23 protein-coding genes are annotated in these 24,750 nt (G+C 59.5%); 14 read left to right on the top strand and 9 right to left on the bottom strand.

Going from position 1 to position 24,750, the window contains the following annotated elements; genetic code table 11:
- Window position 1 precedes the first annotated feature (1 nt).
- Window positions 2–754, bottom strand: a complete 753-nt coding sequence (gene ubiE, locus KUW67_RS05105) for a bifunctional demethylmenaquinone methyltransferase/2-methoxy-6-polyprenyl-1,4-benzoquinol methylase UbiE (RefSeq protein WP_224824199.1) — start codon at window positions 752–754, stop codon at window positions 2–4.
- Window positions 755–839: 85 nt separating this feature from the next.
- Between ubiE and mutM the strand changes: the two genes are divergently transcribed.
- The 9 genes from mutM to gyrB all read left to right on the top strand — a co-directional run bounded on the left by mutM (window position 840) and on the right by gyrB (window position 10,644).
- A complete protein-coding gene (gene mutM / locus KUW67_RS05100) occupies window positions 840–1,691 on the top strand; it encodes a bifunctional DNA-formamidopyrimidine glycosylase/DNA-(apurinic or apyrimidinic site) lyase (protein ID WP_224824198.1) in 852 nt (283 codons plus the stop codon).
- A gap of 64 nt (window positions 1,692–1,755) precedes the next feature.
- Window positions 1,756–2,532: an enoyl-CoA hydratase gene (locus tag KUW67_RS05095; protein ID WP_224824197.1), complete on the top strand. Its 777-nt coding sequence runs from the start codon at window positions 1,756–1,758 to the stop codon at window positions 2,530–2,532.
- A gap of 87 nt (window positions 2,533–2,619) precedes the next feature.
- Window positions 2,620–2,883 (top strand): 30S ribosomal protein S20, encoded by a 264-nt coding sequence (rpsT, locus tag KUW67_RS05090; RefSeq protein ID WP_224824196.1) that lies wholly within the window; start codon window positions 2,620–2,622, stop codon window positions 2,881–2,883.
- A gap of 517 nt (window positions 2,884–3,400) precedes the next feature.
- Complete coding sequence (gene dnaA / locus KUW67_RS05085) at window positions 3,401–4,744, top strand: chromosomal replication initiator protein DnaA (RefSeq protein ID WP_224824195.1); 1,344 nt, start codon at window positions 3,401–3,403, stop codon at window positions 4,742–4,744.
- Window positions 4,745–4,848: 104 nt separating this feature from the next.
- Window positions 4,849–5,967 (top strand): DNA polymerase III subunit beta, encoded by a 1,119-nt coding sequence (gene dnaN, locus KUW67_RS05080; RefSeq protein WP_224824194.1) that lies wholly within the window; start codon window positions 4,849–4,851, stop codon window positions 5,965–5,967.
- A 45-nt stretch (window positions 5,968–6,012) separates the two neighbouring features.
- Complete coding sequence (recF, locus tag KUW67_RS05075) at window positions 6,013–7,119, top strand: DNA replication/repair protein RecF (protein WP_224824193.1); 1,107 nt, start codon at window positions 6,013–6,015, stop codon at window positions 7,117–7,119.
- The gene (locus tag KUW67_RS05070; RefSeq protein ID WP_224824192.1) at window positions 7,116–7,532 is read left to right on the top strand and encodes a VOC family protein; all 417 of its coding nucleotides are present in this window, start codon (window positions 7,116–7,118) and stop codon (window positions 7,530–7,532) included. Before recF ends, KUW67_RS05070 begins: the two co-directional genes overlap by 4 nt.
- On the top strand, window positions 7,529–8,149 hold the full coding sequence (locus KUW67_RS05065; protein WP_224824191.1) for a LysE family translocator: 621 nt from the start codon (window positions 7,529–7,531) through the stop codon (window positions 8,147–8,149). Before KUW67_RS05070 ends, KUW67_RS05065 begins: the two co-directional genes overlap by 4 nt.
- A 77-nt stretch (window positions 8,150–8,226) precedes the next feature.
- Window positions 8,227–10,644, top strand: coding sequence for a DNA topoisomerase (ATP-hydrolyzing) subunit B (gene gyrB, locus KUW67_RS05060; protein ID WP_224824190.1), 2,418 nt, complete (start codon window positions 8,227–8,229; stop codon window positions 10,642–10,644).
- Between the two features lie 9 nt (window positions 10,645–10,653).
- Here the strand turns inward: gyrB and betA are convergent, their stop codons facing one another.
- The 4 genes from betA to betI are packed head-to-tail and all read right to left on the bottom strand — an operon-like array spanning window position 10,654 to window position 15,865.
- On the bottom strand, window positions 10,654–12,315 hold the full coding sequence (betA, locus tag KUW67_RS05055; RefSeq protein WP_224824189.1) for a choline dehydrogenase: 1,662 nt from the start codon (window positions 12,313–12,315) through the stop codon (window positions 10,654–10,656).
- A gap of 1 nt (window position 12,316) precedes the next feature.
- Window positions 12,317–13,771 (bottom strand): betaine-aldehyde dehydrogenase, encoded by a 1,455-nt coding sequence (gene betB, locus KUW67_RS05050; protein WP_224824188.1) that lies wholly within the window; start codon window positions 13,769–13,771, stop codon window positions 12,317–12,319.
- A 1-nt stretch (window position 13,772) separates the two neighbouring features.
- Window positions 13,773–15,281 carry a choline-sulfatase gene (gene betC / locus KUW67_RS05045; protein ID WP_224824187.1) on the bottom strand — a complete coding sequence of 503 codons (1,509 nt, stop codon included), beginning with the start codon at window positions 15,279–15,281 and terminating at the stop codon, window positions 13,773–13,775.
- Window positions 15,278–15,865 (bottom strand): transcriptional regulator BetI, encoded by a 588-nt coding sequence (gene betI, locus KUW67_RS05040; protein WP_224824186.1) that lies wholly within the window; start codon window positions 15,863–15,865, stop codon window positions 15,278–15,280. The genes betC and betI overlap by 4 nt, the downstream gene beginning before the upstream one ends.
- Before the next feature lie 169 nt (window positions 15,866–16,034).
- Between betI and KUW67_RS05035 the strand changes: the two genes are divergently transcribed.
- The 3 genes from KUW67_RS05035 to KUW67_RS05025 all read left to right on the top strand — a co-directional run bounded on the left by KUW67_RS05035 (window position 16,035) and on the right by KUW67_RS05025 (window position 19,197).
- On the top strand, window positions 16,035–16,994 hold the full coding sequence (locus KUW67_RS05035; protein ID WP_224824185.1) for an ABC transporter substrate-binding protein: 960 nt from the start codon (window positions 16,035–16,037) through the stop codon (window positions 16,992–16,994).
- Between the two features lie 79 nt (window positions 16,995–17,073).
- Window positions 17,074–18,129 (top strand): proline/glycine betaine ABC transporter permease, encoded by a 1,056-nt coding sequence (locus tag KUW67_RS05030; protein ID WP_224824184.1) that lies wholly within the window; start codon window positions 17,074–17,076, stop codon window positions 18,127–18,129.
- A 6-nt stretch (window positions 18,130–18,135) separates the two neighbouring features.
- Window positions 18,136–19,197: a glycine betaine/L-proline ABC transporter ATP-binding protein gene (locus tag KUW67_RS05025; protein WP_224824183.1), complete on the top strand. Its 1,062-nt coding sequence runs from the start codon at window positions 18,136–18,138 to the stop codon at window positions 19,195–19,197.
- Here KUW67_RS05025 and KUW67_RS05020 read toward each other — a convergent pair.
- Window positions 19,194–20,096 (bottom strand): rhodanese-related sulfurtransferase, encoded by a 903-nt coding sequence (locus tag KUW67_RS05020; RefSeq protein WP_224824386.1) that lies wholly within the window; start codon window positions 20,094–20,096, stop codon window positions 19,194–19,196. The two genes, KUW67_RS05025 and KUW67_RS05020, sit on opposite strands and share 4 nt — an antisense overlap.
- Window positions 20,097–20,195: 99 nt before the next feature.
- Between KUW67_RS05020 and pncA the strand changes: the two genes are divergently transcribed.
- A complete protein-coding gene (gene pncA / locus KUW67_RS05015; protein WP_224824182.1) occupies window positions 20,196–20,807 on the top strand; it encodes a bifunctional nicotinamidase/pyrazinamidase in 612 nt (203 codons plus the stop codon).
- Entirely contained in the window at window positions 20,800–22,092 is a 1,293-nt protein-coding gene (pncB, locus tag KUW67_RS05010; RefSeq protein ID WP_224824181.1) for a nicotinate phosphoribosyltransferase, read from the top strand. The genes pncA and pncB overlap by 8 nt, the downstream gene beginning before the upstream one ends.
- Here the strand turns inward: pncB and KUW67_RS05005 are convergent.
- The 3 genes from KUW67_RS05005 to arfB are packed head-to-tail and all read right to left on the bottom strand — an operon-like array spanning window position 22,089 to window position 24,704.
- Window positions 22,089–23,024, bottom strand: a complete 936-nt coding sequence (locus KUW67_RS05005; RefSeq protein WP_224824180.1) for a phosphotransferase enzyme family protein — start codon at window positions 23,022–23,024, stop codon at window positions 22,089–22,091. The genes pncB and KUW67_RS05005 overlap by 4 nt on opposite strands.
- Complete coding sequence (locus KUW67_RS05000) at window positions 23,017–24,285, bottom strand: aspartate aminotransferase family protein (protein WP_224824179.1); 1,269 nt, start codon at window positions 24,283–24,285, stop codon at window positions 23,017–23,019. Before KUW67_RS05000 ends, KUW67_RS05005 begins: the two co-directional genes overlap by 8 nt.
- Window positions 24,282–24,704: an alternative ribosome rescue aminoacyl-tRNA hydrolase ArfB gene (gene arfB, locus KUW67_RS04995; RefSeq protein ID WP_224824178.1), complete on the bottom strand. Its 423-nt coding sequence runs from the start codon at window positions 24,702–24,704 to the stop codon at window positions 24,282–24,284. Before arfB ends, KUW67_RS05000 begins: the two co-directional genes overlap by 4 nt.
- Between the last annotated feature and the right edge of the window lie 46 nt (window positions 24,705–24,750).

The raw sequence follows: 24,750 nt of genomic DNA, 5'->3' as shown, positions 1-24,750 counted from the left end.
GTCAGATCTTCCAACCGGAATGCAGCGCCGCGATGCCCATCGACAGATTGCGATATTTGGCGTTCTCGAACCCTGCCTCGCGGACCATACCAAGGAACGTCTCCTGATCGGGGAAGTTGCGGATCGATTCGACCAGATACTGATAGCTGTCGCGATCATTTGCGATAACCTGGCCCATGCGCGGAATGATATTGAAGGAATACAAGTCATAGACCTTCTGCATCATGTCATTGGGAATCTGGCTGAACTCCAGCACCATCAAGCGCCCGCCGGGCTTCAAAACCCGAAACGCCTCGTTCAGGGCCTCTTGCGGGCGGGTCACATTCCGAATGCCAAAGCTGATCGTGTAGACATCAAACGTGTTGTCCTGAAATGGCAGCGCCATCGCATCGCCCGTGACCCAATCCAGACTGTCCGACATCGACGCCGCTTCGGCCCGTTTGCGTCCCTCGATCAGCATCCCTTCGGTCAGATCAAGCACCGTGGCATGCCCGCGCCCCGCCCGTTTCAGAAACCGAAACGAGATATCGCCGGTCCCACCCGCCACATCGAGCAGTTTTTGACCGGGTCGCGGCGCCAGCCAATCCATCATGGCGTCTTTCCACAGACGGTGAATGCCCACCGACATCACATCGTTCATGACGTCATAGCGCGACGCGACATTGGTGAAGACGCCTTGCACACGCCCGGCCTTTTCGGTTTCCGGCACGGTTTCAAAGCCGAAATGCGTTGTCTTTTCAGTCTTGTCGCTCATGGGGTCTTGCCGTCCTTGCATCTGCTCTTTCTTATAGAGCGTCCGGGGCGCGTTACAATGTGCGCTCCTGCTAAGGAAGTGCGAGATGCCAGAATTACCAGAGGTCGAGACAGTGCGCCGCGGATTGCTGCCCGTGATGGAGGGGCAGCGCATCGCGAAGGCCGATATTCGCAGGCCTGATCTGCGCTGGCCCTTTCCCGAGAATATGGCTGCGCGGCTCACCGACAAGACGGTCACAGCGCTGCGGCGGCGCTCGAAATATATCCTTGCAGATCTCGATAGCGGCGAGACGCTGATCATCCATCTGGGCATGTCCGGACGCATGCTGATCTCGGGTCAGACTGTTGGGGAGTTTCACCATCCTCACCCGGTGCCCGAAAAGCACGACCATGTGGTGCTGGATATGGAGGGCGGCTCCCGCGTGACCTTCAACGATGCGCGCCGGTTCGGGGCCATGGATTTGGCCGACACAGCCCGCCTGGAAGATCACTGGTTGATCGCACCCATCGGGCCTGAACCGCTGGGCAATACCTTCAACGAGGCATACCTGGCCAAACGGCTTCATGGCCGCAATACGCCGATCAAATCCGCTCTGCTGGATCAGAGAATCGTTGCCGGATTGGGCAATATCTATGTCTGCGAGGTCCTCCACCGGGCAAAAATCTCGCCGCGGCGCAAGGCTGGAAACCTGTCTGCCAAACGCGCAGGCGCGCTTGTGCCGATCATTCGCGACGTTCTGGCAGAGGCGATTGAGGCGGGCGGGTCGTCCCTTCGCGATTATCGCCAAGCCGATGGAGAGCTTGGATATTTTCAGCACACCTTCCGCGTATATGACCGCGAAGGCTCCCCTTGCGTCACCGAAGGCTGCGACGGAACCGTGCGCCGAATCGTGCAGTCCGGGCGCTCAAGTTTCTACTGTGCGCAATGCCAAAGATAGCTTGAACACACTATCTGGGGTGCTAAGCCTTTGGGTCTGAGTTTAACAGCGACAGGCCCATGTCATGGCATTTGAAACCATCATCGTTGATATCGACGACCACGTCGCGCTGATCCGGCTGAACCGCCCGGATGCGCTGAATGCGCTCAACAGCAAACTTCTGGGCGAGATGAGCCAGGCGCTGCGCGAAGCCGAAGCCAATGACAAGGTGCGCTGCATCGTGCTGACCGGCTCGGAAAAGGCGTTTGCCGCTGGTGCCGATATCAAAGAGATGTCCGACAAATCCTTTGTCGAAGTGTTCACCTCGGATTTGTTCGCCGAAGAGGCCGAAGAGATCCTGAAATGCCGCAAGCCGATCATCGCGGCTGTCGCTGGCTATGCGCTGGGCGGCGGGTGCGAGCTTGCGATGATGTGCGACTTCATCATTGCTGCTGATACCGCCAAATTTGGCCAGCCCGAGATTAATCTGGGCGTCGTTGCAGGGCTTGGCGGCTCCCAACGTCTGACGCGTTTCGTGGGCAAGTCCAAATCCATGGAAATGCACCTTACCGGTCGCTTCATGGATGCCGACGAGGCTGAACGCAGCGGACTTGTCAGCCGTGTTGTGCCTGCCAAGAAGCTGATGGAAGAAACCATGTCTGCCGCGCAGAAGATCACCGAAAAGTCGATGCTGACGGCAATGGTCGTGAAAGAATGCGTGAACCGCTCTTACGAGACAACCTTGCGCGAAGGGCTTCTCTTTGAGCGCCGCGCGTTCCACTCGCTTTTTGCGACGGAAGACCAGACAGAGGGCATGGCGGCCTTTCTGGACAAACGCGAAGCACAGTTTCGCGACAAATAGACAGGACAACCCTGTTGACTTGCCGCCGAGTCGGTCTTAGAGACGCGGCTTCAGATTATCACGAACCCGAAAAGTGGGACGTTGCACATGGCAAATTCGCCTCAAGCTAAGAAACGCGCGCGTCAGAACGAACGCCGCTTCGCCGTTAACAAAGCGCGCCGCTCGCGCATCCGCACCTTCTTGCGCAAAGTGGAAGAGGCGATTGCGTCCGGTGACAAGGATGCGGCCAGCACTGCACTGCAGCAGGCGCAGCCTGAACTGATGCGCGGTGTGTCCAAAGGCATCCTGCACAAGAACACGGTTGCACGGAAAATGTCGCGCCTGTCGTCGCGCGTCAAAGCGATCGGCTAACACCGATTCCTTTTGAAGATGGTTAAGAACGCGGCCCATGGGTCGCGTTTTTCATTTTTGTGCTCCGTTGTATTTTTGTCATGAAAATAAGGTATCGCAACGGCTTGCCAGATTCGATTTCAGCTTTGTTTGAGTCAATAGCAAAGGTCTGTTGATCGGCGCGTGGCGTGCTTGCTAGCAATAGGCCATCGATTCACATCGTCCTTGGGGGGACACCACACCGGATCGCAGGATTGGCCTGGCCAATCATGACGCGGCGCGTAGGTAAGCTGACCAGACTTCAGGAGTCAGCCCCGAATGCGCAGGCCTTGTATTTTCAAGGCGAAGGTGGCTGTCCAAACACCCGTTTGAGGTGATGAGCAGGGCGACCTGCCATTCAAACTCTCCCGCGACGCGGGTTCGCTTTTGAACTTTCCAGTTCAGAGCAAAGGAGAGCTTTGTCTGATTGGATCGAGAAGGGGAAACTATCTGTCGTGGCTGGCAGACCAACGTGGGACAGGAAAGGTGAAGGTTAAGGATGACTGACGAAAAGTGGGGACAGGTCCGGGTAAATCTGATCAAGACGGTAGGTCAGAACAACTATAAGAACTGGATAGAGCCTCTTGAGTTTTCCGAGTTGGATGATGGTGTCGCGACATTCTTCGTGCCGACCAATTTCATGGGTAACTATGTCTCTCAGAATTTTGGCGATCAGATCCTCTATCAACTGACAACAGCTGGCGAAGCCGTCCAGCGCGTCGTTTTCCAAGTCCCTGCCAATCAAACCACAAGGCCGAAACCGGCCAAACCGGTTGCTGTGGCCAAATCGTCGTCCAAAGCCGTCCCAGGTGCGCCGCTCGACAAAAGGTTTCGCTTTGAGACCTTCGTGGTCGGCAAGCCGAACGAGCTGGCCCATGCCGCCGCCAAACGCGTGGCCGAAGGTGGCCCCGTAACATTCAACCCGCTCTTTCTTTATGGCGGTGTCGGCCTCGGCAAGACCCACCTCATGCATGCGATTGCCCATGAGTTGCAGGAACGTCAGCCCGAGCTGAATGTCGTCTACCTGTCGGCAGAGCAGTTCATGTATCGCTTTGTGCAGGCCCTGCGCGAAAAGCGCATGATGGATTTTAAATCGCTCTTCCGGTCTGTTGATGTGTTGATGGTCGATGACGTGCAGTTCATCGCCGGAAAAGACAGCACTCAGGAAGAATTCTTCCATACATTCAATGCTTTGGTCGATCAGAACAAGCAGATCATCATCTCTGCCGACCGCGCGCCGGGCGAGATCAAGGATATGGAAGACCGGATCAAATCGCGCCTGCAATGCGGCCTTGTCGTTGACCTGCACCCAACCGATTTTGAACTTCGCCTTGGCGTTTTGCAGTCCAAGGTGGATCAATACAGCGCTCAATATCCGGGCCTTGAACTGGATGACGGCGTGCTTGATTTCCTCGCCCATCGCATCTCCACCAATGTCCGTGTCCTCGAAGGCGCGCTGACCCGCCTTTTCGCGTTCGCCTCGCTTGTCGGGCGGCCCATCACGCTTGAGCTTGCGCAGGACTGCTTGGCCGACGTGCTGCGCGCCTCCGATCGCAAGATCACGGTTGAGGAAATCCAGCGCAAAGTGTCCGAGCATTACAACATCCGCCTGTCCGACATGATCGGCCCCAAGCGCCTGCGCAGCTATGCGCGGCCCCGTCAGGTGGCAATGTATCTGTGTAAGCAACTGACCACGCGGTCGCTGCCCGAAATCGGGCGTCGCTTTGGCGGACGTGACCACACGACGGTCATGCATGGCGTCAAACGCATCGAAGAGCTGAAGGTGCAGGACAGCCAGATCGCCGATGATATCGAATTGCTGCGTCGTTCCTTAGAGGCCTGATAGGCTTGACGCTTTTGCGTTAACGCATGATGGTCGCATGAAAGGACTTGAGCCGCTGGGCGAAGGTGCTACTTTCGCCGTCCGGTCATCGCAGGAGCTTTGGAATGAAGATCAGTATGGAACGCGGCGCGCTGCTCAAAGCAGTCGCTCAGGCGCAATCGGTTGTCGAGCGCCGGAATACGATCCCGATCCTCGCCAATGTGCTGATCGAAGCCGAAGGGGATACGGTCTCTTTCCGCGCCACAGACCTCGATATCGAGGTCGTCGACAAGACCAACGCGCAGGTTGAACGCGCCGGTGCCACGACCGTGGGCGCTGTGACCTTGCACGAGATTGTGCGCAAACTGCCCGACGGTGCTTTGGTTCAACTCAGCGACGATGGCGCCTCTGGTCGGCTGACGGTCGAGGCGGGCCGCTCGAATTTCTCGCTCGCGACCCTGCCGAAAGAAGACTTCCCGGTGATGGCGAACTCTGAATATGAGAGCAACTTTGCCGCCCCCGCGCCCGTCCTGCGCCGCCTCTTCGACAAGTCGAAATTCGCCATCTCGACCGAGGAAACCCGCTACTATCTGAACGGCGTCTACATGCACGTGGCCGATAGCGATGGCGGTCAAGTGCTGCGCTGCGTGGCTACCGATGGCCACCGCCTCGCCCGCATCGACGCTGATCTGCCCGAGGGCGCGGCGGGGATGCCCGGCGTGATCGTGCCGCGCAAAACCGTGGGCGAACTGCGCAAGCTGCTTGAAGATGACGAGGTCGAAATCGCGGTCTCGCTCAGCGAAACCAAGATCCGTTTTGCCACGCCCGAGATCACGCTGACCTCCAAGGTCATCGACGGCACCTTCCCCGACTACACCCGCGTGATCCCCGCAGGGAACACGCGCAAGCTGGAAGTCGACGCCTCCGAATTTGCCCAAGCCGTGGACCGTGTGGCGACCGTGTCGTCCGAGCGCTCCCGCGCGGTGAAACTGGCCCTTGATGAAGACCGTCTGATCCTCTCCGTCAACGCGCCCGACAGCGGTGCGGCTGAAGAAGAGCTGGCCGTGGCTTATGGTGACGAGCGGCTCGAGATTGGTTTTAACGCCAAATACCTGCTCGAAATCGCCAGCCAAGTGGACCGTGAGAACGCCGTCTTCATGTTCAATTCCGCAGGCGACCCAACCTTGATGCGCGAAGGCAACGACCAAAGCGCGATCTATGTCGTCATGCCGATGCGCGTATAACTCTGCCTCCGGCGGGAGTATTTTGACAAAGATGAAAGGGCCCGCATGACTGGCCTCGCGCTCACCGAGCTGACCCTTTCGCATTTCCGCTCTCACAAGGCGGCGCGCCTGACGCTTGATCCGGGCCCCATCGCCGTTCATGGGGCAAACGGGGCGGGCAAGACCAATATTCTTGAAGCTGTATCGCTGTTGTCGCCGGGGCGTGGTCTACGTCGTGCTGCAGCCGAGGCTATGGTGCGCCGGCCCGAGGCGCTGGGTTGGAAGGTCAGCGCGGTTCTGCGCTCGCTCCATCAGATGCATGAGGTGGAGACGTTCAGCGAAGAAGGCACCTCTCGCCAGGTGCGCATCGACGGCAAGGCGGCGACGCAGGTCGCGCTGGGCCGCATCGCGCGGGTCCTGTGGTTAATTCCGTCGATGGACCGGCTCTGGATCGAAGGGGCCGATGGGCGGCGACGGTTTCTGGACCGCATGACGCTGAGCTTTGAGCCGACCCATGCCGAGGCCACGCTGACCTACGAGAAAGCCATGCGCGAGCGGAACCGCCTACTGAAGGATCAGGTTCGCGACGCGGCGTGGTATAGTGCGTTGGAAGCGCAGATGGCCAAGGCGGGCGCGGCGATCCACGCCAATCGGCAGGCCTGTGTTGCCCAATTGATCGAAGCGCAAAAAGAGGCCGAGACGGCCTTTCCGACCGCCGATCTTTTGCTGACCCAAGCGGATGGCGAGATGCCAGAGGACACCGATGCACTGCTTGAGGCGCTGCAAAGTAGCCGCCCCCGTGATCTTTTGGCCGGACGCACCCTGATCGGACCGCATCGCGCTGATCTGTCCGCCACCTATGCCGCGAAAGGCGTCGCTGCCAAGGATTGCTCTACCGGAGAGCAAAAAGCCCTGCTTGTGTCCCTGATCCTTGCCAATGGCCGCGCCCTGATCGCAGAATTTGGTGCGCCCCCGATCTTGCTGCTGGATGAGGTCGCCGCCCATCTCGATGCCGACCGCCGTGCCGCGCTTTATGACGAGATCATTGCGCTGGGCGCACAGGCATGGATGACTGGCACCGGGCCAGAACTGTTCGATACGCTCCAGTCCCGCGCGATGTTTGTCGAGGTGGGCGAAGAGAGCGGCATCTCCTTCCTGAAAGGCACATCATGAGCATGAACCGCGTTAACCTGATTACGCTTGGGGTTTCAGACCTCGCCCGGTCCCGCGCCTACTACGAAGCACTAGGCTGGGTGCCAGAAGAGACACTTGAGAACGTCGCCTTCTATGACATGGGCGGCACCAAATTTGGGCTGTTCCCTCTGGATATGCTCGCCAAAGAGCAAGGTCGTGCGCATGCTGAGCTTGGTAAGGGCGCAATGACCCTCGCCCAGAACTACCCCGATGAGGCGGGCGTTGATGCTGCCTTCCAAGCCGCCCTCGAAGCAGGTGCCACCGCCATCGCACAGCCTGAAAAGATGGCATGGGGCGGCTATTCCAGCTATGTCGCCGATCCCGATGGCCACATCTGGGAGTTTGCCTTCAACCCCTATTGGCCGCTCGATGACGAAGGCAAACTTGCGTGACAATCACCCCGGCTGAGCTTGCCCTTTACGCAGGCGCAATCGCGATCCTGTTCCTGACCCCCGGTCCCGTTTGGATGGCCATCACCGCGCGGGCGCTTTCAGGTGGGTTCCAGGCCGCGTGGCCCGTCGCCCTTGGCGTCGTGATTGGTGATGCGCTGTGGCCTTTCCTTGCGATCCTGGGTGTCAGCCTTGTCGCCAGCAACTTCGATGCTTTCATGCTCATCTTCCGTTTCGTCGCCGCCGCAATCTTCATCCTGATGGGCGTCCTCGTGATCCGCAACGCGGACAAGACCATTGCCGCTGATAGCCGCCTCACACGCCCCGGCATGTGGGCGGGGTTCATCGCGGGCCTCGCCGTGATCCTTGGCAATCCCAAGGCGATCCTGTTCTACATGGGCGTCCTGCCAGGCTTCTTTGATTTGACCCAAGTCACCCGTCTCGACATCGCGGCTATCGTCGCGATTTCCATCGTCATCCCGTTCATCGGCAACCTCTTTTTCGCGCTCTTTGTGGACCGGATGCGCCGCTTTCTGACGTCTTCGAGAGCGCTTCGAAATACCAACCTTGTGGCCGGTATCCTCCTGATTTGCGTTGGTCTGGTGATCCCACTCACATAACGCAAAATATAGGCGTTCTGCGTGACATCACCCCCAAAACCTCGTATAAAATCAGCAAATAGCGAAGGACGATCCGCATGGCTGAGGCCCAACAGACGCCCGAAGAATATGGCGCAGATTCTATCAAAGTTCTCAAAGGCTTAGAGGCTGTTCGCAAGCGCCCCGGCATGTATATCGGGGACACGGACGATGGCAGCGGTCTGCACCATATGGTCTACGAGGTCGTCGACAACGGCATTGACGAGGCCCTAGCCGGTCATGCCGATCATGTGACGGTTACGATCAACGCGGATTCCAGTGTGTCTGTCAGCGACAACGGGCGCGGAATCCCTGTCGATATCCATGCCGAAGAAGGTGTTTCTGCCGCCGAGGTCATCATGACCCAGCTGCATGCGGGCGGAAAATTCGACAGCAACTCCTACAAGGTGTCTGGTGGCCTGCACGGGGTCGGTGTTTCGGTGGTCAATGCCCTGTCGGATTGGCTTGAGCTGCGCATCTGGCGCGACGGCAAAGAACACACCGCGCGGTTTGAGCGTGGCGAAACCGCAAAGCACCTCGAAGTCGTCGGCGATGCAAACGGCAAAAAGGGGACCGAGGTTCGGTTCATGGCCTCCACCGATACGTTCTCGAACCTTGAATACAGCTTCAAAACGCTCGAAAACCGCCTGCGCGAACTGGCGTTCCTTAACTCCGGCGTCCGCATCATCCTGCGCGATGATCGCCCCGCCGAGCCGCTTGAAACCGAGCTGTTTTACGAAGGCGGCGTTAAGGAATTCGTCAAATATCTCGACCGTTCCAAAACCGCGATGATCCCCGAGCCGATTTTCATCACCGGCGAACGGGATGAGATCGGTGTTGAGGTCGCGATGTGGTGGAATGACAGCTACCACGAGACGGTGCTGCCCTTTACCAATAACATCCCCCAGCGCGATGGCGGCACGCATATGGCGGGCTTTCGCGGTGCGCTGACCCGCACGATCAACAACTACGCGCAGTCCAGCGGGATCGCGAAAAAGGAAAAGATCAGCTTTACCGGTGACGATGCCCGTGAAGGTCTGACCTGTGTGCTGTCGGTCAAAGTGCCCGATCCGAAATTTTCCAGCCAGACCAAAGACAAGCTGGTCAGCTCTGAAGTGCGCCCGGCCGTCGAAGGGCTGATGAACGAAAAGCTGGCCGAGTGGTTTGAGGAAAACCCCAATGAGGCCAAGCAGATCGTCGGCAAAATTGTCGAGGCTGCGATGGCCCGCGAAGCCGCCCGCAAGGCGCGCGAATTGACCCGTCGCAAGACGGCGATGGACGTGAACTATCTGGCGGGCAAGCTCAAGGATTGCTCCGAGAAAGACCCGTCCAAGACCGAAGTGTTCCTTGTCGAGGGTGACAGCGCTGGCGGCTCTGCTCAAACAGGCCGCGACCGGCGCACGCAAGCCGTCTTGCCATTGCGCGGTAAAATCCTGAACGTCGAACGTGCGCGTTTTGACCGGATGCTTGGCAGTCAGGAGATTGGCAATCTGGTGATGGCGCTGGGCACCGGCATCGGCCGCGATGAATTCGACATCAGCAAACTGCGCTACCACAAGATCGTCATTATGACCGATGCCGATGTCGACGGCGCGCATATCCGGACGCTGCTTCTGACATTCTTCTTCCGCCAGATGCCCGAACTGATCGAAGGCGGCTACCTCTACATCGCGCAGCCACCGCTTTACAAAGTCGCCCGTGGCAAGTCCGAGGTGTATCTGAAAGACCAGGTCGCGCTTGAGGATTATCTGATCGAACAAGGCATCGAAGGCGCGATGCTGCGCCTTGGCAATGGCGAGGAAATCGTCGGCCAGGACCTGCGCCGCGTGGTTGAAGAAGCCCGTCAGGCCAAGCGCATCCTAGAAGCGTTCCCAACACACTACCCGCGTCACATACTAGAACAGGCCGCCATCGCCGAGGCGTTTCTAACAGGCTCTGTCGACAAGGATTTGCAGTCCGTCGCTGATGCTGTTGCCAAGCGTCTCGACCTGATCGCGCTGGAATATGAGCGCGGCTGGCAAGGGCGTCCGACCCAAGACAAAGGCATCCGCCTCAGCCGTATCCTGCGCGGCGTCGAAGAGGTACGGACGCTTGACGGCCCGGTTCTGCGCTCAGGCGAGGCGCGCAAGATGGGCTCCATGACGCAGGCGCTGCGAGACATCTATGTGACCCCGGCAACGCTGCACCGCAAAGAGCGGAGCCAGTTGATTGTCGGCCCGCTCGATCTGCTCGACGCGATCCTGCAAGAGGGCGAAAAGGGCCTGAGCCTCCAACGCTACAAAGGTCTGGGCGAGATGAACCCCGATCAGCTGTGGGAAACCACGCTCGACCCCGAAGCCCGCACGCTGTTGCAGGTCAAGGTCGATGACGTGGCCGAGGCGGATGATCTGTTCACCAAGCTGATGGGCGACGTGGTCGAACCGCGCCGCGAATTCATTCAGCAAAACGCGCTGAACGTCGAAAACCTCGATTTCTAGGCGGCGGCCCTATCGTTGGGCCGTCTTCCAATTCGGATTGATCCAAGGCGCCGCGTTCGAGCGGGGCAGGAGCGTGCGCCCAAGAATATGATCGGACGCTTTTTCCCCCACCATAATCGAAGGGCCGTTCAGGTTCCCATTCGTGATCCGCGGAAAGATCGAGCTGTCGGCAACCCGCAACCCGTTAACGCCGATCACCCGACACTCCGGGTCCACCACGGCCATCGGATCGCTCACCGCGCCCATCTTCGCGGTGCCACAAGGGTGATACGCGCTCTCCGCATGCTCACGGATGAACGCATCCAACGCCTCATCGCTTTGCACATCCGCACCCGGTTGGATTTCGTGACCAGCATAGGGCGCAAACGCCTCCTGCCCGAAAATCTCGCGCGTCAGGCGGATTGCAGTGCGGAACTCCGACCAATCCTCCGCATGGCTCATATAGTTAAAGAAGATCGCCGGAGCCTCTGTCGGGTCCGTCGATTTCAAAGTCACCGCCCCGCGTGATTTCGACCGCATCGGCCCGACATGCGCTTGAAACCCATGCCCTTCTGCTGCGACTTTGCCGTCATAGCGCACTGCCAGCGGCAGGAAGTGAAACTGAATATCTGGATATTCCACCCCCGCATCAGATCGAATAAACCCGGTCGATTCAAACTGGTTCGACGCCCCCGGTCCGGTTCGCCCAAACAGCCACTGCGCGCCGACCCAGGCCTTCCCCGGGAGGTTCCAATACGAGAATAGGCTGACCGGCTGTGTGCAGGCCATCTGGATGTAAAGCTCCAGATGATCCTGCAGGTTCTGCCCCACACCGGGTCGATCCGCGATCACGTCAATCCCATGCTCGGCCAAATGAGCGCCTGGGCCGATCCCCGACAGCATCAGCAGTTTGGGCGAGTTGATCGAGGACGCCGCCAGGATCACCTCTCGGTTCACGCGGATCACCTCACTCCGCCCGCCAATGCGAAGCTTAACCCCCACCGCGCGGCCGTCCTCGATAACAACCTTCTCGGCCAGCCCTTTGACCATGGTGCAGTTGGGGCGCTTCAACGCGGGCTTCAGATACGCATTCGCCGCCGACCACCGCTGCCCGCGATAGATCGTATGCTCGAACGCGCCAAACCCCTCTTGCTGTGCGCCGTTATAATCTTCGGTGAACGGATAGCCTGCCTGCTTGCCAGCCTCGACAAAGGCTTTCACCAACGGATTGGTGCGCGGCCCACGCGTCACATGAATTGGCCCGTCCGTCCCACGCCATGACGCGTCCCCGCCATGGCCCGCATCGTCCCAACACTCCATCCGCTTGTAATAGGGCATCACATCCGCGCCCGACCAACCGGTCGCGCCGCTTTCCTCCCAATGGTCAAAGTCGCGCGCATGACCGCGGACATAAACCATCCCGTTGATCGAAGAAGACCCGCCGATCACCTTCCCGCGCGGGCACGCCAAACGTCGTCCGCCCAGATGCGGCTCAGGCTCACTTTGATAGCCCCAGTCATAGCGCTTCATGTTCATCGGATAGGACAGCGCGCCTGGCATCTGGATCAGCGGCCCTGCATCGCTGCCTCCATACTCAATCACGATGACGGAATACTTACCGTCCTCCGACAACCGATACGCCAACGCGCAGCCCGCCGATCCGGCTCCGACAATGACGTAATCCGCTTGCATGTCAGTAGGCCGAGTCCACGGGCGTCATGCCCACATAAACTGACTTGATCTCGCTATAATGCTCGATCGCCGCCTTCGCGTTTTCGCGTCCCACGCCCGAGGCTTTGACGCCCCCAAACGGCACCTCCACCGGCGCAAGGTTGTAGGTGTTGATCCAGCAAGTGCCCGCCTCCAACTGATCCACGACGCGGTGCGCGCGAGTGATATCATTCGTGAAAACCCCTGCCGACAGGCCATACGGCGTGTCGTTCGCCCGCGCGATCACCTCGTCCTCGTCGTCGAAATCCAGCACGGCCATCACCGGCCCGAAGATCTCTTCGCGGGCAATGGTCATTCCATCGGTGACATCCGCAAAGACGGTCGGCGCCACATAGAACCCGTCGCGCTCCAGCCGCTCGCCGCCGCAAATCAGCGTTGCACCTTCGGCTTTCCCCTTGGCGATATAGTCCAGCACGATATTTATCTGCGCGTCGCTCACCATCGGCCCCAGATGCGTCTCTTCATCCAGCGGATCGCCCAGCTTGATCGCTGCGCACCGCTCCTCAAAGCGCTTCAAAAACGCGTCCTTCACACCCTTCTGAACAAAGACCCGCGTCCCGTTGGAGCACACCTGACCCGTCGAATACATATTCGCCAGCATCGCGCCACTCACCGCATTTTCGACATTTGCATCATCGAAAATGACAAGCGGGGATTTCCCGCCCAGCTCCATCGTCGCGTGCTTCATATGCGCGGCAGCAGCGGCGTAAACCTTCTTACCCGTGGGCACAGATCCGGTCAGCGAGACCTTGGCCACGCGCGGGTCTTCCACCAGCGCCGCGCCCACTGCGCCCATGCCTTGCACGACATTGAAAAGCCCCGCAGGCAATCCCGCTTCCACTAGAATCTCAGCGATCTTCAATGCACAAAGCGGCGTCGTCTCCGACGGCTTGAAGATCATCGCATTGCCACAAGCCAGCGCCGGTGCGCCTTTCCAGCAGGCGATTTGCGTGGGGTAGTTCCATGCACCAATGCCCACGCACACACCCAAAGGCACGCGCTTGGTGTAAGCGAAATCCGCACCAAGCTGGATGTGCTCTCCGGTCAGAGACCCCGCCAAGCCACCGAAATACTCAAGCGCGTCCGCCCCGCTCGTCGCATCGGCATAGAGCGTCTCTTGCAAGGCCTTCCCAGTGTCATAGGTCTCAAGAATGCTGAGCGCGCGGTTCCGCTCGCGAATGATGTCGGCGGCACGGCGCAGCACGCGGCCCCGCTCCGTCCCACTCCACCTCGCCCATTCCTTTTGCGCAGCGTCCGCGCTTTCCAAGGCCTGTTCGATCACAGCAGGCGTCGCTGCGTGCACCTGCGCGATCTTTTCGCCGGTCGCGGGGTAGATCACGTCGATGACTTCGCCCGCCGTGTCCTCCACATAATCACCATTGATAAAATGGCTCGCGGTGGGTTGCGTCGTAACCATCTTACTCTCCCCTCGGAAAGCGTTGGCCTTCCTCGACATCGTTCAAATCCATGTGGTTGCGCATGTAGCGTTCAGACGCTTTCTGAAGCGGTTGGAAATCCCACGGGTAATAGCCGCCCTGACGCAGCGCCTCGTACACAACCCAGCGCCGCGCCTGACTTTCGCGGACCTGCGCATCGAACGCCTCAAGGTCCCACCGCGCCTCTGCCTGCGCGCGAAAATCGGAAAGCACACTGGCATAGGCCGGATCGCTTGCAAGGTTCGTCAACTCATGCGGATCATCCGCAATATTGAACAACTGTTCCGGATCAAGCGCGCAGCTTGTGTATTTCCAATCGCCCTGCCGTAAGCAAACCAGCGGCGCATAAGACGCCTCTGCCACGTATTCCATTGCGACAGCCCCTTGCCGCGCCGCGCCGCCCGCGACAGGCAAAAGGCTCTGTCCCTCGGTCCAGGGCAAAACCTCGTCCATCGAAATCCCCGCCAGATCGCAAAGCGTCGGCGTCACGTCGATATTCGACACAGGTTCGATCACCAGACCCGTTGGAACACCCGGTGCCGAGATCATCAAAGGCACCCGTACAGAGCCTTCGTAAAAGCTCATCTTGAACCATAACCCACGCTCACCCAGCATGTCGCCGTGATCGGAGACGAACAGGATCACCGCCTCTTGCCGCGTGCCTTCCAATGCCTCCAAGACCTCTCCGATCTTGTCATCGAGATAGCTGATATTGGCGAAATAAGCGCGGCGAGAGCGTTTGATATCATCTTCCGAGATATCGAAACTCCGCCAGTCATTCGCATCGAATATCCGCTGCGCATGCGGGTCGTGATCGTCGTAGTCCAGCGCGGGAACCTTTGGCAGCAGGTGTTCGCAATCCTCGTAAAGGTCCCAATACTTCTTGCGCGCGACATAGGGATCATGGGGATGCGTGAAGCTGACCGTCAGGCACCACGGGCGCTGATCCTTGCCCCGCGCCAGATCATAAACCTTGCGCGTCGCGTGATAGGCAACCTCGTCATCATACTCCATCTGATTAGAGATTTCGGCCACGCCTGCGCCAGTGACGGACCCCATATTGTGATACCACCAATCGATCCGCTCGCCCGGTTTGCGGTAATCCGGCGTCCAGCCGAAATCAGCCGGATAAATGTCCGTCGTCAGACGCTCCTCAAACCCGTGCATCTGGTCTGGACCTACGAAATGCATCTTGCCGGAGAGGCAAGTCTGATACCCCGCCCGCCGCAAATGATGCGCGTAGGTCGGGATGTCCGAAGCGAACTCTGCCGCGTTGTCATAGACCCGCGTGCGGCTGGGAAGCTGGCCGGACATAAAGCTCGCCCGCCCAGGCGCGCATAGTGGCGAGGCGGTGTAGCAATTGGCGAACCTGGCCGAGGATGCCGCCAGTTTCTTCAGGTTTGGGGCGTGCAGCCATTCCGCAGGCCCATCAGGAAAAAACGTGCCATTCAGCTGATCGACCATGAAAATGAGAATATTCGGTGTGCTCATTTGAGGTCGCTTTGCGCAATAAGGCTGTCGATATACCGGGTGGTCGCCGCAATCGCGCCGGGCCCATTGGGTGACCCGGTGCGCAAGGCTTGCCGGATATAGAAGCCGTCGATCATCGCCGCGATGGTCTCTGCCTCGCGCGGGGCGTGCTCACCAATCAGCGGGCGAAGCTCGTGAACGAGGTTGGAGCGAAGACGCGCGTGATAGACCTTCAACAGGCGATGCGCATCGTTTGAAGTTTGCGCGCTGACGTAAAATGCAAGCCACGCGGCGATCACGTCAGGGCGAAAATTGCGCTCTGAAAAACTGGCCTCGACAATGGCGTGCAGCCGCTCGATTGCGGTCTCTTTACCGGTTTGCGCGGCCCGCAAATCATCGCCCAGCATCGCCAGGATCCGGCGCATCGCGGCGGTCAGAATGTTTTCTTTGCTGCCAAAGTAATGATGCGCCAACGCACTGGAAACTCCGGCCCGTTTCGCGATCTGGGTGACAGTCACATCCAGCGATCCACGCGATCCGATCTCGGTAATCGCGGCATTGACCAGCGCCAACCGGCGCAACGGCTCCATTCCCAGTTTCGGCATGACACTCTCCAGACCATCCCCCAATCCCCTTAGATTTTTATTGACTGACGCGTCAATCAAAAAAAATCGGATATCACGTTGCAATGTGAAATGGGATGCTCTTTGATTGGGACCGTCACCAATCAAGGGTCCGGACACTCACCGGATCCGCTCACAGGGAGAACACTTTATGAAGAAGCTACTTGTCGCTGCAACGCTTGGTCTTGCAGCACCTGCCGCTGCATATGCAGATTGCGGCGAAGTTTCGATCACCGAAATGAACTGGGCCTCGGCCGCCGTTGTCACCAACGTGTCGAAATTCCTGATGGAGCAAGGCTACGGCTGCGACGTCACCGTTGTGCCGTCCTCGACCGTGCCGTCGCTGGCATCCGTGTCCGAGACCGGCAAGCCCGATATCGTGACAGAGCTGTGGATCAACGGCGCGCCGTCCTACAACGACCTGAAGGAAGCTGGCACGATCGTCACCCTTGGCGACGTGTTGTCTGATGGCGGTGTCGAAGGCTGGTGGATCCCGACCTATCTGGTCGACGAGCACCCGGAGCTGGCAACCGTTGAAGGCGTTCTGGCGAACCCCGACCTGCTCGACAATCGGTTCCACAACTGCCCCGATGGCTGGGGCTGCAAGAACATCAACGCGGCATTGGCCGAAGCCTATGATCTCGAAGGCAATGGCTTTGAGGTCTTCCAGCACGGCTCTGGTGAGACGATGGCAACCTCCATCGCGGCGGCCTTCGAGAACGAAGAGCCTTGGATCGGTTACTATTGGGCCCCCACATCCGTGCTGGGCAAATACCCGATGACACTGGTCGATCTGGGCGAGCATAACCCCGAGGTTCACGCCTGTAACGCCGACCCCGAATGCGAAGAGGTGGGCAAGTCGTCCTACCCCGTCGGTCCTGTGAAAACAGTCGTCACGACCACCTTCCAGGAAGAAAACCCCGACATCGCCGCACTGATGGCCAATGTGTCCTTCACCAACGCCCAGATGGGCGAGGTGCTGGCATGGCAGGAAGAGAATAACGCCTCCGCCGAAGAAGCGGCTGTCTACTTCCTCTCCAACAACTCGGACGTTTGGTCTGGTTGGATTTCGGAAGATGCCAAAGGCAAGCTTGCTGCACTGATCAAGTAAGCAGCAAAAACAAAGCGGGGCGCCAACGAGCGCCCCGTTTCTTTTCAGGGGACGCCCGCAAAGGGCAAGACGGTGACACATGGCGATCTATGACGGACTTTTCAAAACGCTCGGGCTGAGCGACTGGTGCGCGACGGAAGATACCGGCGGACCAATGACAATGGCCGAGCTGTTGGCGCAGGCCAATAACGGCGGTGGGGAGGCCGCCGCAGACGCCCCTACTCCAGCGACGCCATTGCTCGAAACCCCGTTTCCGTCTCTGGATACGCTGCACAAATCCTGCGGCTCAATCCCACGAACCCGTGACATGACAAGTGCCGTGGAAGAGGGCTTTCTGAACGTCAAAGACGGCATGAAAGTCGTGCTCGACCCGCTGACCCAACCGCTCAGTTGGCTTTTGGATTGGTCGCTTTCCGCCTTTCAGGCGACCCCGTGGTTCATCATGATCCCGCTGCTGATGCTGCTGACCTATTACGCGTCGCGCTCGTGGTCTGTGCTGGCCCTTGTGACCGGCTCGTTCCTATTCATGGCGTTCATCGACCATTACAATTACGCGATCCAGACCCTGTCGATCATCTTCGTCTGCACGATTTTCTGTGTGGTTTTAGGTGTGCCCATCGGCATCGCCATGTCGAAAAGCAATACGATGCAAAGGATCACGATCCCGATCCTTGATATGCTGCAAACGCTGCCGACCTTCGTCTATCTGATCCCCCTGATCTTCCTGTTCTCCGTCACGGAATCCAAACTCTACGGCATCGCGATCATCCTTTATGCCATCGTGCCGGTGATCCGCCTGACCGACCTTGGCATCCGACTTGTCGACAAGGACGTGATCGAGGCCGCTGACGCATTCGGTATGAATTCCTGGCAAAAGCTGACCGGTGTGCAAATCCCCTTGGCGCTGCCCAACATCATGGCGGGCATCAACCAGACCATCATGATGAGCCTTGCGATGGTCGTGATTGCCTCACTCGTCTCGGCCCCCGGTCTGGGTGTGCTGGTCCTGCGCGGTATCAACAATCTTGAACTGGGCGTGGGCCTTGTGTCGGGCTTCTGCATCGTCCTTCTGGCGGTCCTCCTGGACCGTTCGACCAAGGCCGCCCTCGGCCGCATCAACGCCAGCGAGAAGTAAGAGACCATGACCGATACATCCAAAATCAAGGTTTCGATCCGGGGCCTCTACAAGATCTTCGGTTCCAAACCGAAAGAGGCGCTGACTTATGTCAAAGACGGCCTTGGCAAGCCTGAACTTCTGGACCAGCACGGCCATGTGCTGGGCTTGCAAGACATCAACGTGGACATGCAGGAGGGGGAGATCACTGTGATTATGGGCCTCTCCGGCTCTGGCAAATCCACGCTGATCCGTCACCTCAACCGACTGATCGAACCCACCGACGGCGAGATCGTTGTCGATGGCGAAGATGTTCTGGCTTATGGCGAAAAGCAGCTCCACGCCTTGCGACAGAACACCATGTCGATGGTGTTCCAGAAGTTCGCGCTCTTCCCCCATAGGACCGTTTTGCAAAACGCCGGCATGGCGCGGCGCGTTCGGGGGGAGGATGCAGCGTCGGCGGATAAAGAGGGTCAGAAATGGCTGAAACGCGTCGGGCTGGAAGGCTACGAGGACAAGTATCCCAACCAGTTGTCTGGTGGCATGCAGCAACGCGTCGGAATCGCCCGCGCGCTGGCATCAGACTCCGAGATTATGCTGATGGACGAGGCGTTCTCTGCCCTCGATCCCCTGATCCGCACCGACATGCAGGACCTTCTGCTTGAGCTGCAACGCGAGCTGCACAAAACCATCGTCTTCATCACCCACGATCTGGACGAGGCTTTGAAGCTTGCCGATCACCTCGTGATTCTGAAAGACGGTGCCATCGTGCAGCAAGGCGAACCGCAAGAGATTTTGCTGAACCCGAACGATCCATACATCATGGACTTCATCAGCGACATCAACCGCGCCCGCGTGCTGCGCGTCCGCTCTGTCATGGACGCAACGACGACCGCAGGTGTCGATATCTCAGGCGATGTGGAGGCCGACGCCAACCTCGAGTCGGTCATCGCGATGTCCGGCGGCGACACAACAAAGCACTACCGCGTGATGAAAGACGGCGAACAGATCGGCCTTCTGCACATGCAAGACCTCGTGCGCGCCCTGGTCCCCGTGATCGCACCCGAACACGACGACCGCGCGGCCTAAGCGCCCAAGTGCTTTTCGCCCCGCGCCTTGGACAAGGCGATCTGCTTTTGCCGCTCGCGAAAGCGCGCCTTGTCCGCCTCTGACGTCTCGTCAATGCAGTGATGGCACGACACGCCCGGCTCAAACTCGGCGCGTTTCGTGTCCTCTGGCAGCAGCGGACGGCGACAGGCATGGCACAGCACATGTGGCCCTTCTTCCAGCCCATGCCCCACCGACACGCGGCCATCAAAGACAAAGCACTCGCCCTTCCAGGAGCTTTCCTCTGCGGGCACATCCTCAAGGTATTTCAAGATGCCCCCCTTCAGGTGAAACACGTCCTCCACCCCTTGCGACATCAGGTAATTCGTCGACTTTTCGCAGCGAATCCCGCCTGTGCAGAACATCGCGACGCGCTTGTTATGGAACCGATCCTTGTTGGCCTCCCACCACGCGGGGAACTCGCCAAAGGACTTCGTCTCCGGATCAATCGCCCCCTCAAACGTGCCAATCGCAACCTCATAATCGTTGCGCGTATCAATGACGGCCACATCTGGCGCAGCAATCAAATCATTCCACTCCGCAGGCTCCACATAGCGCCCGACAGCCGCCGTCGGGTCCACATCCGGCTGCCCTATCGTCACGATCTCTTTCTTCAACCGCACCTTCATGCGCCCGAAGGGTGGCTCCGCCGCCGTGCTCTCCTTCCACTCCAGATCAGCACAGCCCGGCAGCGCCCGGATCACACCCAAGATTGCATCAATCCCGGCCCGCGACCCGGCAATCGTCCCGTTGATCCCTTCGCGCGCCAGAAGCAACGTGCCGGTGATCCCGTGCTCTGCCGTCGCTTCAAGCAGGCCCGCGCGCAGTGCGGCAGGGTCGTCAAACCGGGTGAAATGATAGAGTGCAGCGATGGTGTACATGCGCGACGCAATACCGCCGCCGCGCCCTATGACGCAAGTGCAGCCATTGACGCGCCCCATGGCACTGGCCTAGGCATCTAAAGTCACAGGAGAAAAGCCATGCGACCAGCCAATGAGGCGCTGATCGTCATCGACGTTCAGAACGATTTCTGCCCCGGAGGCGCGCTGGCTGTCGCGGATGGCGACGCCGTCGTCGCCCCGATCAACGCGATGCTGGCCGAGTTTCCGGCGCGCATTTTCACGCAAGACTGGCATCCCGCCGGTCACAGCTCATTCGCGACCAGCCATCCGGGCAAAGCGCCCTACGATCTGATCGACATGCCCTACGGCAAACAGGTCCTTTGGCCCGATCACTGCATCCAAGGCTCAGGCGGCGCCGCCTTCCATAAAGCGCTCCAAACCGATGCCGCCGACATGGTGATCCGCAAGGGCTTTCGCCCCGAAATCGACAGCTACTCCGCCTTCTTCGAGAACGACAAAACCACGCCCACCGGGCTGGAAGGCTACCTGCGGACCCGCGATATCGACACGCTGACCCTTGTCGGCCTCGCCACCGATTTTTGCGTCGCCTATTCCGCGCTGGATGCCGCCGGGCTGGGTTTCAAAACCACCGTCGATCTCAGCGCCTGTCGCGGTATCGACCTCGACGGATCCCTACAAACTGCCCTCGATCAGATGCGCGCTGCCGGAGTAAAACTCAAACATGGTTGATATCGCCACCCGCGCCTGGAACCGTCAGTGGAAGATCGACCCGATCGTCCGTTCCCTGATCGACACCGATTTCTACAAGCTGCTGATGTGCCAGTCGGTCTTTCGCAACAAGCCCGACACGCATGTCACGTTCAGCCTCATCAACCGCTCCAAGCACATCAAACTGGCCGAGCTGATTGACGAAGGCGAGCTGCGCGAACAGCTCGATCACATCCGCTCCCTGTCGCTGGCGCGCGGCGAAAGCACATGGCTGCGCGGCAACACGTTCTATGGCAAACGTCAGATGTTCCGCCCCGACTTCATGGAGTGGTTCGAGGGTCTGCGCCTGCCCCCCTACCACCTTGAAAAGCGCGACGGCCAATACGAGCTGACCTTTGAAGGCGCGTGGCCCGAGGTCATGCTATGGGAAATCCCCGCCCTCGCCGTGCTGATGGAGCTGCGCGGTCGCGCTGTCCTCAAAGACATGGGCAAGTTTGAGCTACAGGTTCTCTACGCCCGCGCCATGACCAAGCTGTGGGAGAAGGTTGAAGCCCTTCGCGAACTGCCTGACCTGCGCATCGCTGATTTCGGCACGCGGCGGCGTCACTCCTTCCTCTGGCAGGATTGGTGCGTTCAGGCGATGCAGGAGGGGCTGGGCGAAAAGTTCGTTGGCACCTCCAACTGCCTCATCGCCATGCGTCGCGAGATGGAGGCGATTGGCACCAACGCCCACGAGCTTCCCATGGTCTATTCCGCGCTGGCCGAAGATGACGAAGCCCTGCGCCACGCGCCCTACAAGGTCCTTGCCGACTGGCACGAGGAACACGATGGCAACCTCCGCGTGATCCTGCCCGACACCTACGGCACCAAGGGTTTCCTTGAAGGCGCGCCCGATTGGCTCGCCGGGTGGACCGGCATCCGCGTTGACAGCGGCGATCCTGCAACAGCTGCGGAAACCGCCATCAACTGGTGGAAATCACGTGGCGAAGACCCGACGCAAAAGCTCGTCATTTTCTCGGATGGCCTCGACGTCGCCAAGGTGATCGAGCTGCAAAACCAGTTCGCGGGCCGCGTGAAAGTGTCCTTCGGCTGGGGGACCTTGCTGACCAATGACTTCCGCGGCCTCGTCCCGAACGATGCGCTCTCGCCCTTCTCGCTGGTCTGCAAGGCGGTCTCGGCCAATGGAAAACCCACGGTCAAGCTGTCGGATAATCCCAACAAAGCGATGGGCCCCGCCTCCGAGATCGAGCGTTACAAGCGCGTCTTTGGTGTCGGCGCGCAGGAAGCCTCCGAAGTGCTTGTCTAGCCGACAAACTCCCGCGCCAGCATCACGGCGCGGTCCGCGTAAACTTGGTGGATCGGGTCATTTGCTGCAGCGCGACTGATGATCCACCCGCAAGACGCAAAGCCACGCAGCAAGGTGAATAACTGTAGGTCCTCCGACCGCACCTGCACCCCGCGCGCGTCTTCATATCCACGGCGCAGCGCATCGCAAAACGCGGCATATCGCGGATCATAGACATGCTGAACCAGCGCCGTTCCCAGATCATAAAGGCGGTAGCCAAACCCCGCGTCGTCAAAGTCGATCAGCCACAGATCACCATCGCGGTGCAGGATATTCTCTTGCAAAAGATCGGCATGGATCAGCCCGATATCCGGCTCCGCCAATTCGGATAACGCAGCGTCAGCCTTTGCCCGCGCGTCCTGAAGGAGCGCTTTATCCTCGGATGTCAGCGCGGGGTTTTCCCAGAAACATCCCCAAATCGGCGTCTCTCCCAACAGCGTTTCCCGCGACCAGAAGGGTCGTGTAATCCCCGCCAGATCAATCTGATCCGTCCGATTGTGAAGCGTCCCGATCATCGCGCCGACAGACTGATAGAGCGACGGCTCTGGTCCTTCTTCGTCATTCATATCCGCAATCGGTTCCGCGTCGATCCAGCCGATCAGCGACGCCATCGGCGCATTATCCCGCTGAACCGTCAGCGCACCGTCTGACGTGCGCAACGGCACCGGGCAGGCAAACCCGGCCTTTGCAAGCCGTTCCGTCCAGCGCAGTTCCGACAGGATGCTGTCGACCGTCTGATAACCCACCCGATGCAGCCGCAACGCACCGCGCGCGCCCGAGGCAAGCTGCACCTCAAACACTGCATTCTCGCGGTTCACGATCAGCTTCGGCGCTTGCGCAAGCGGCCCCCAAGCGGTGCAAATCTCGGCCGCTAAATCGGTCAAATCAGTCATCGCGATCCTCTTGCAGAACCTCTTCCAGCGTATCCATCGCCAGATCAGCCTCCGCGATCCCAAACGGCATCGGAGGGCGCATCTTCAGCGTGTTCATATCCCTCCCGATCCGGTTCAAAAGCACCCCGCGCGCTTTCATCTTTTCGACAATCCGTGCCGCGAACTCTGTCGCGGGCGTCCCGTCCGCCTCAACAAACTCAATCCCGAAAAACAGCCCCAACCCCCGCGCTTCGGCTTTCAACGGATGCTCGATTGCCCGCAACCGCGCCAACGCATGCGCCCCCACCACGCGCGCGTTCTCTTGCAAGCCTTCGTCTTCGATCACGTCCAGCGTTGCCATCGCGGCAGCGCAACTCACCGGGTTGCCGCCGAACGTGTTGAAATACCCAAACGCGGTGCGAAACGCGCCCATCACGTCCGGTCGCGCGATCACTGCCGCCGCTGGATGCCCGTTCGCCATCGGCTTGCCAATCGTCACAACATCCGGCGCAAAACCCAGCCAGTCATGGCCCCAGAACGCCTCTCCGATGCGCCCAAATCCTGGCTGGACCTCGTCACACAGGATCAAGCCGCCCGACTGGCGGATCACCTCGACCGTGCGGTCCAAGAAGCCCGGCGCCAATGCCGGAAACCCTTCATTGGCAAAAGTCGGGCAGAGCATGAACCCCGCAAAGCCCGCGCCATTCGCCTCCAATTCAGCAATCGCCCGCGCGACATTCTCTGCAAACGCCTCCGCTTGCCCTCCCAAACTGCCACCTACAGGCCGCACCGTATCGGGCGCAGGCACCAGCCGAATATGCTCAGGATACCCCCCAATCGGCGGTCGCCGCGTCGACAGTTGCGAGGTCGCAGCCGTGTTCCCGTGATAGGTATTGTCCGTCGCAATGAACCCGATCTTGCCCGTCACTGCCTGCGCCATCCGCAACGCGATGTCATTCGCCTCCGACCCCGTGCAGACCATAATCATCTGATCCAGATCGTGGCTCAAAGTCGCCGTCAGCCGGTCCGCATAGTCCAGAATGCCCTCATGCAGATACCGCGTATGGGTGTTCAGAACCGAGGCTTGCCGCGCAATCGCCTCCACCACGTGCGGGTGGCAATGGCCCACATGCGGCACGTTATTATAGCAATCCAGATACTTGCGTCCGTCCGCATCCCACAGCCAAACGCCCTCGCCACGGACAATATGCACCGGGTCCTCGTAGAAGGTCGGCACATTCGGTCCCAGCAGCCTTTCGCGTCGGGCAAGCAAATCGCTCATTCGTCCCTCGTCACTTTGCCGCGAAGCGCTTTCACCTCGCCGCGCTTGGCCTTCTCCGCCAACCGCCGTTTCTTCGACCCCAAAGTGGGCCGCGTCGGAATGCGCCGCTTGGGTTTCTCCAACGCCTTGCGGATCAACTCCACCAGCCGCTCTTTCGCGATCTCCCGGTTGCGCGCTTGCGAGCGTGTGTCCTCGACCCGCAGCAAAACCGCACCGTCCAAGGTCCACCGTCGGCCCGCCAGCCGTTTCAACCGGCGCTTCACCGGGTCCGGCAAGTTGGGCGACCGCTCCGCCTCGAACCGCAATTCCACGGCAGACGATACCTTGTTCACGTTCTGCCCCCCCGGCCCTTGCGAGCGGGTGAAGGCTTCGGACATTTCCCAGTCCTCCAGCGTGATTTTGTCGGTGATGCGCAACATGGCCCTACCTAACCCGAACACTCGCCTACAAGAAAGGGCCGCCCGG

The sequence above is a fragment of the Cognatishimia sp. MH4019 genome (genome assembly GCF_020177595.1).
In the GTDB taxonomy this organism is placed as follows: domain Bacteria; phylum Pseudomonadota; class Alphaproteobacteria; order Rhodobacterales; family Rhodobacteraceae; genus JAHTBL01.
The sequence above is the reverse complement of the archived record's forward strand: the minus strand, read 5'-3'. Positions and strand labels throughout refer to the sequence as shown.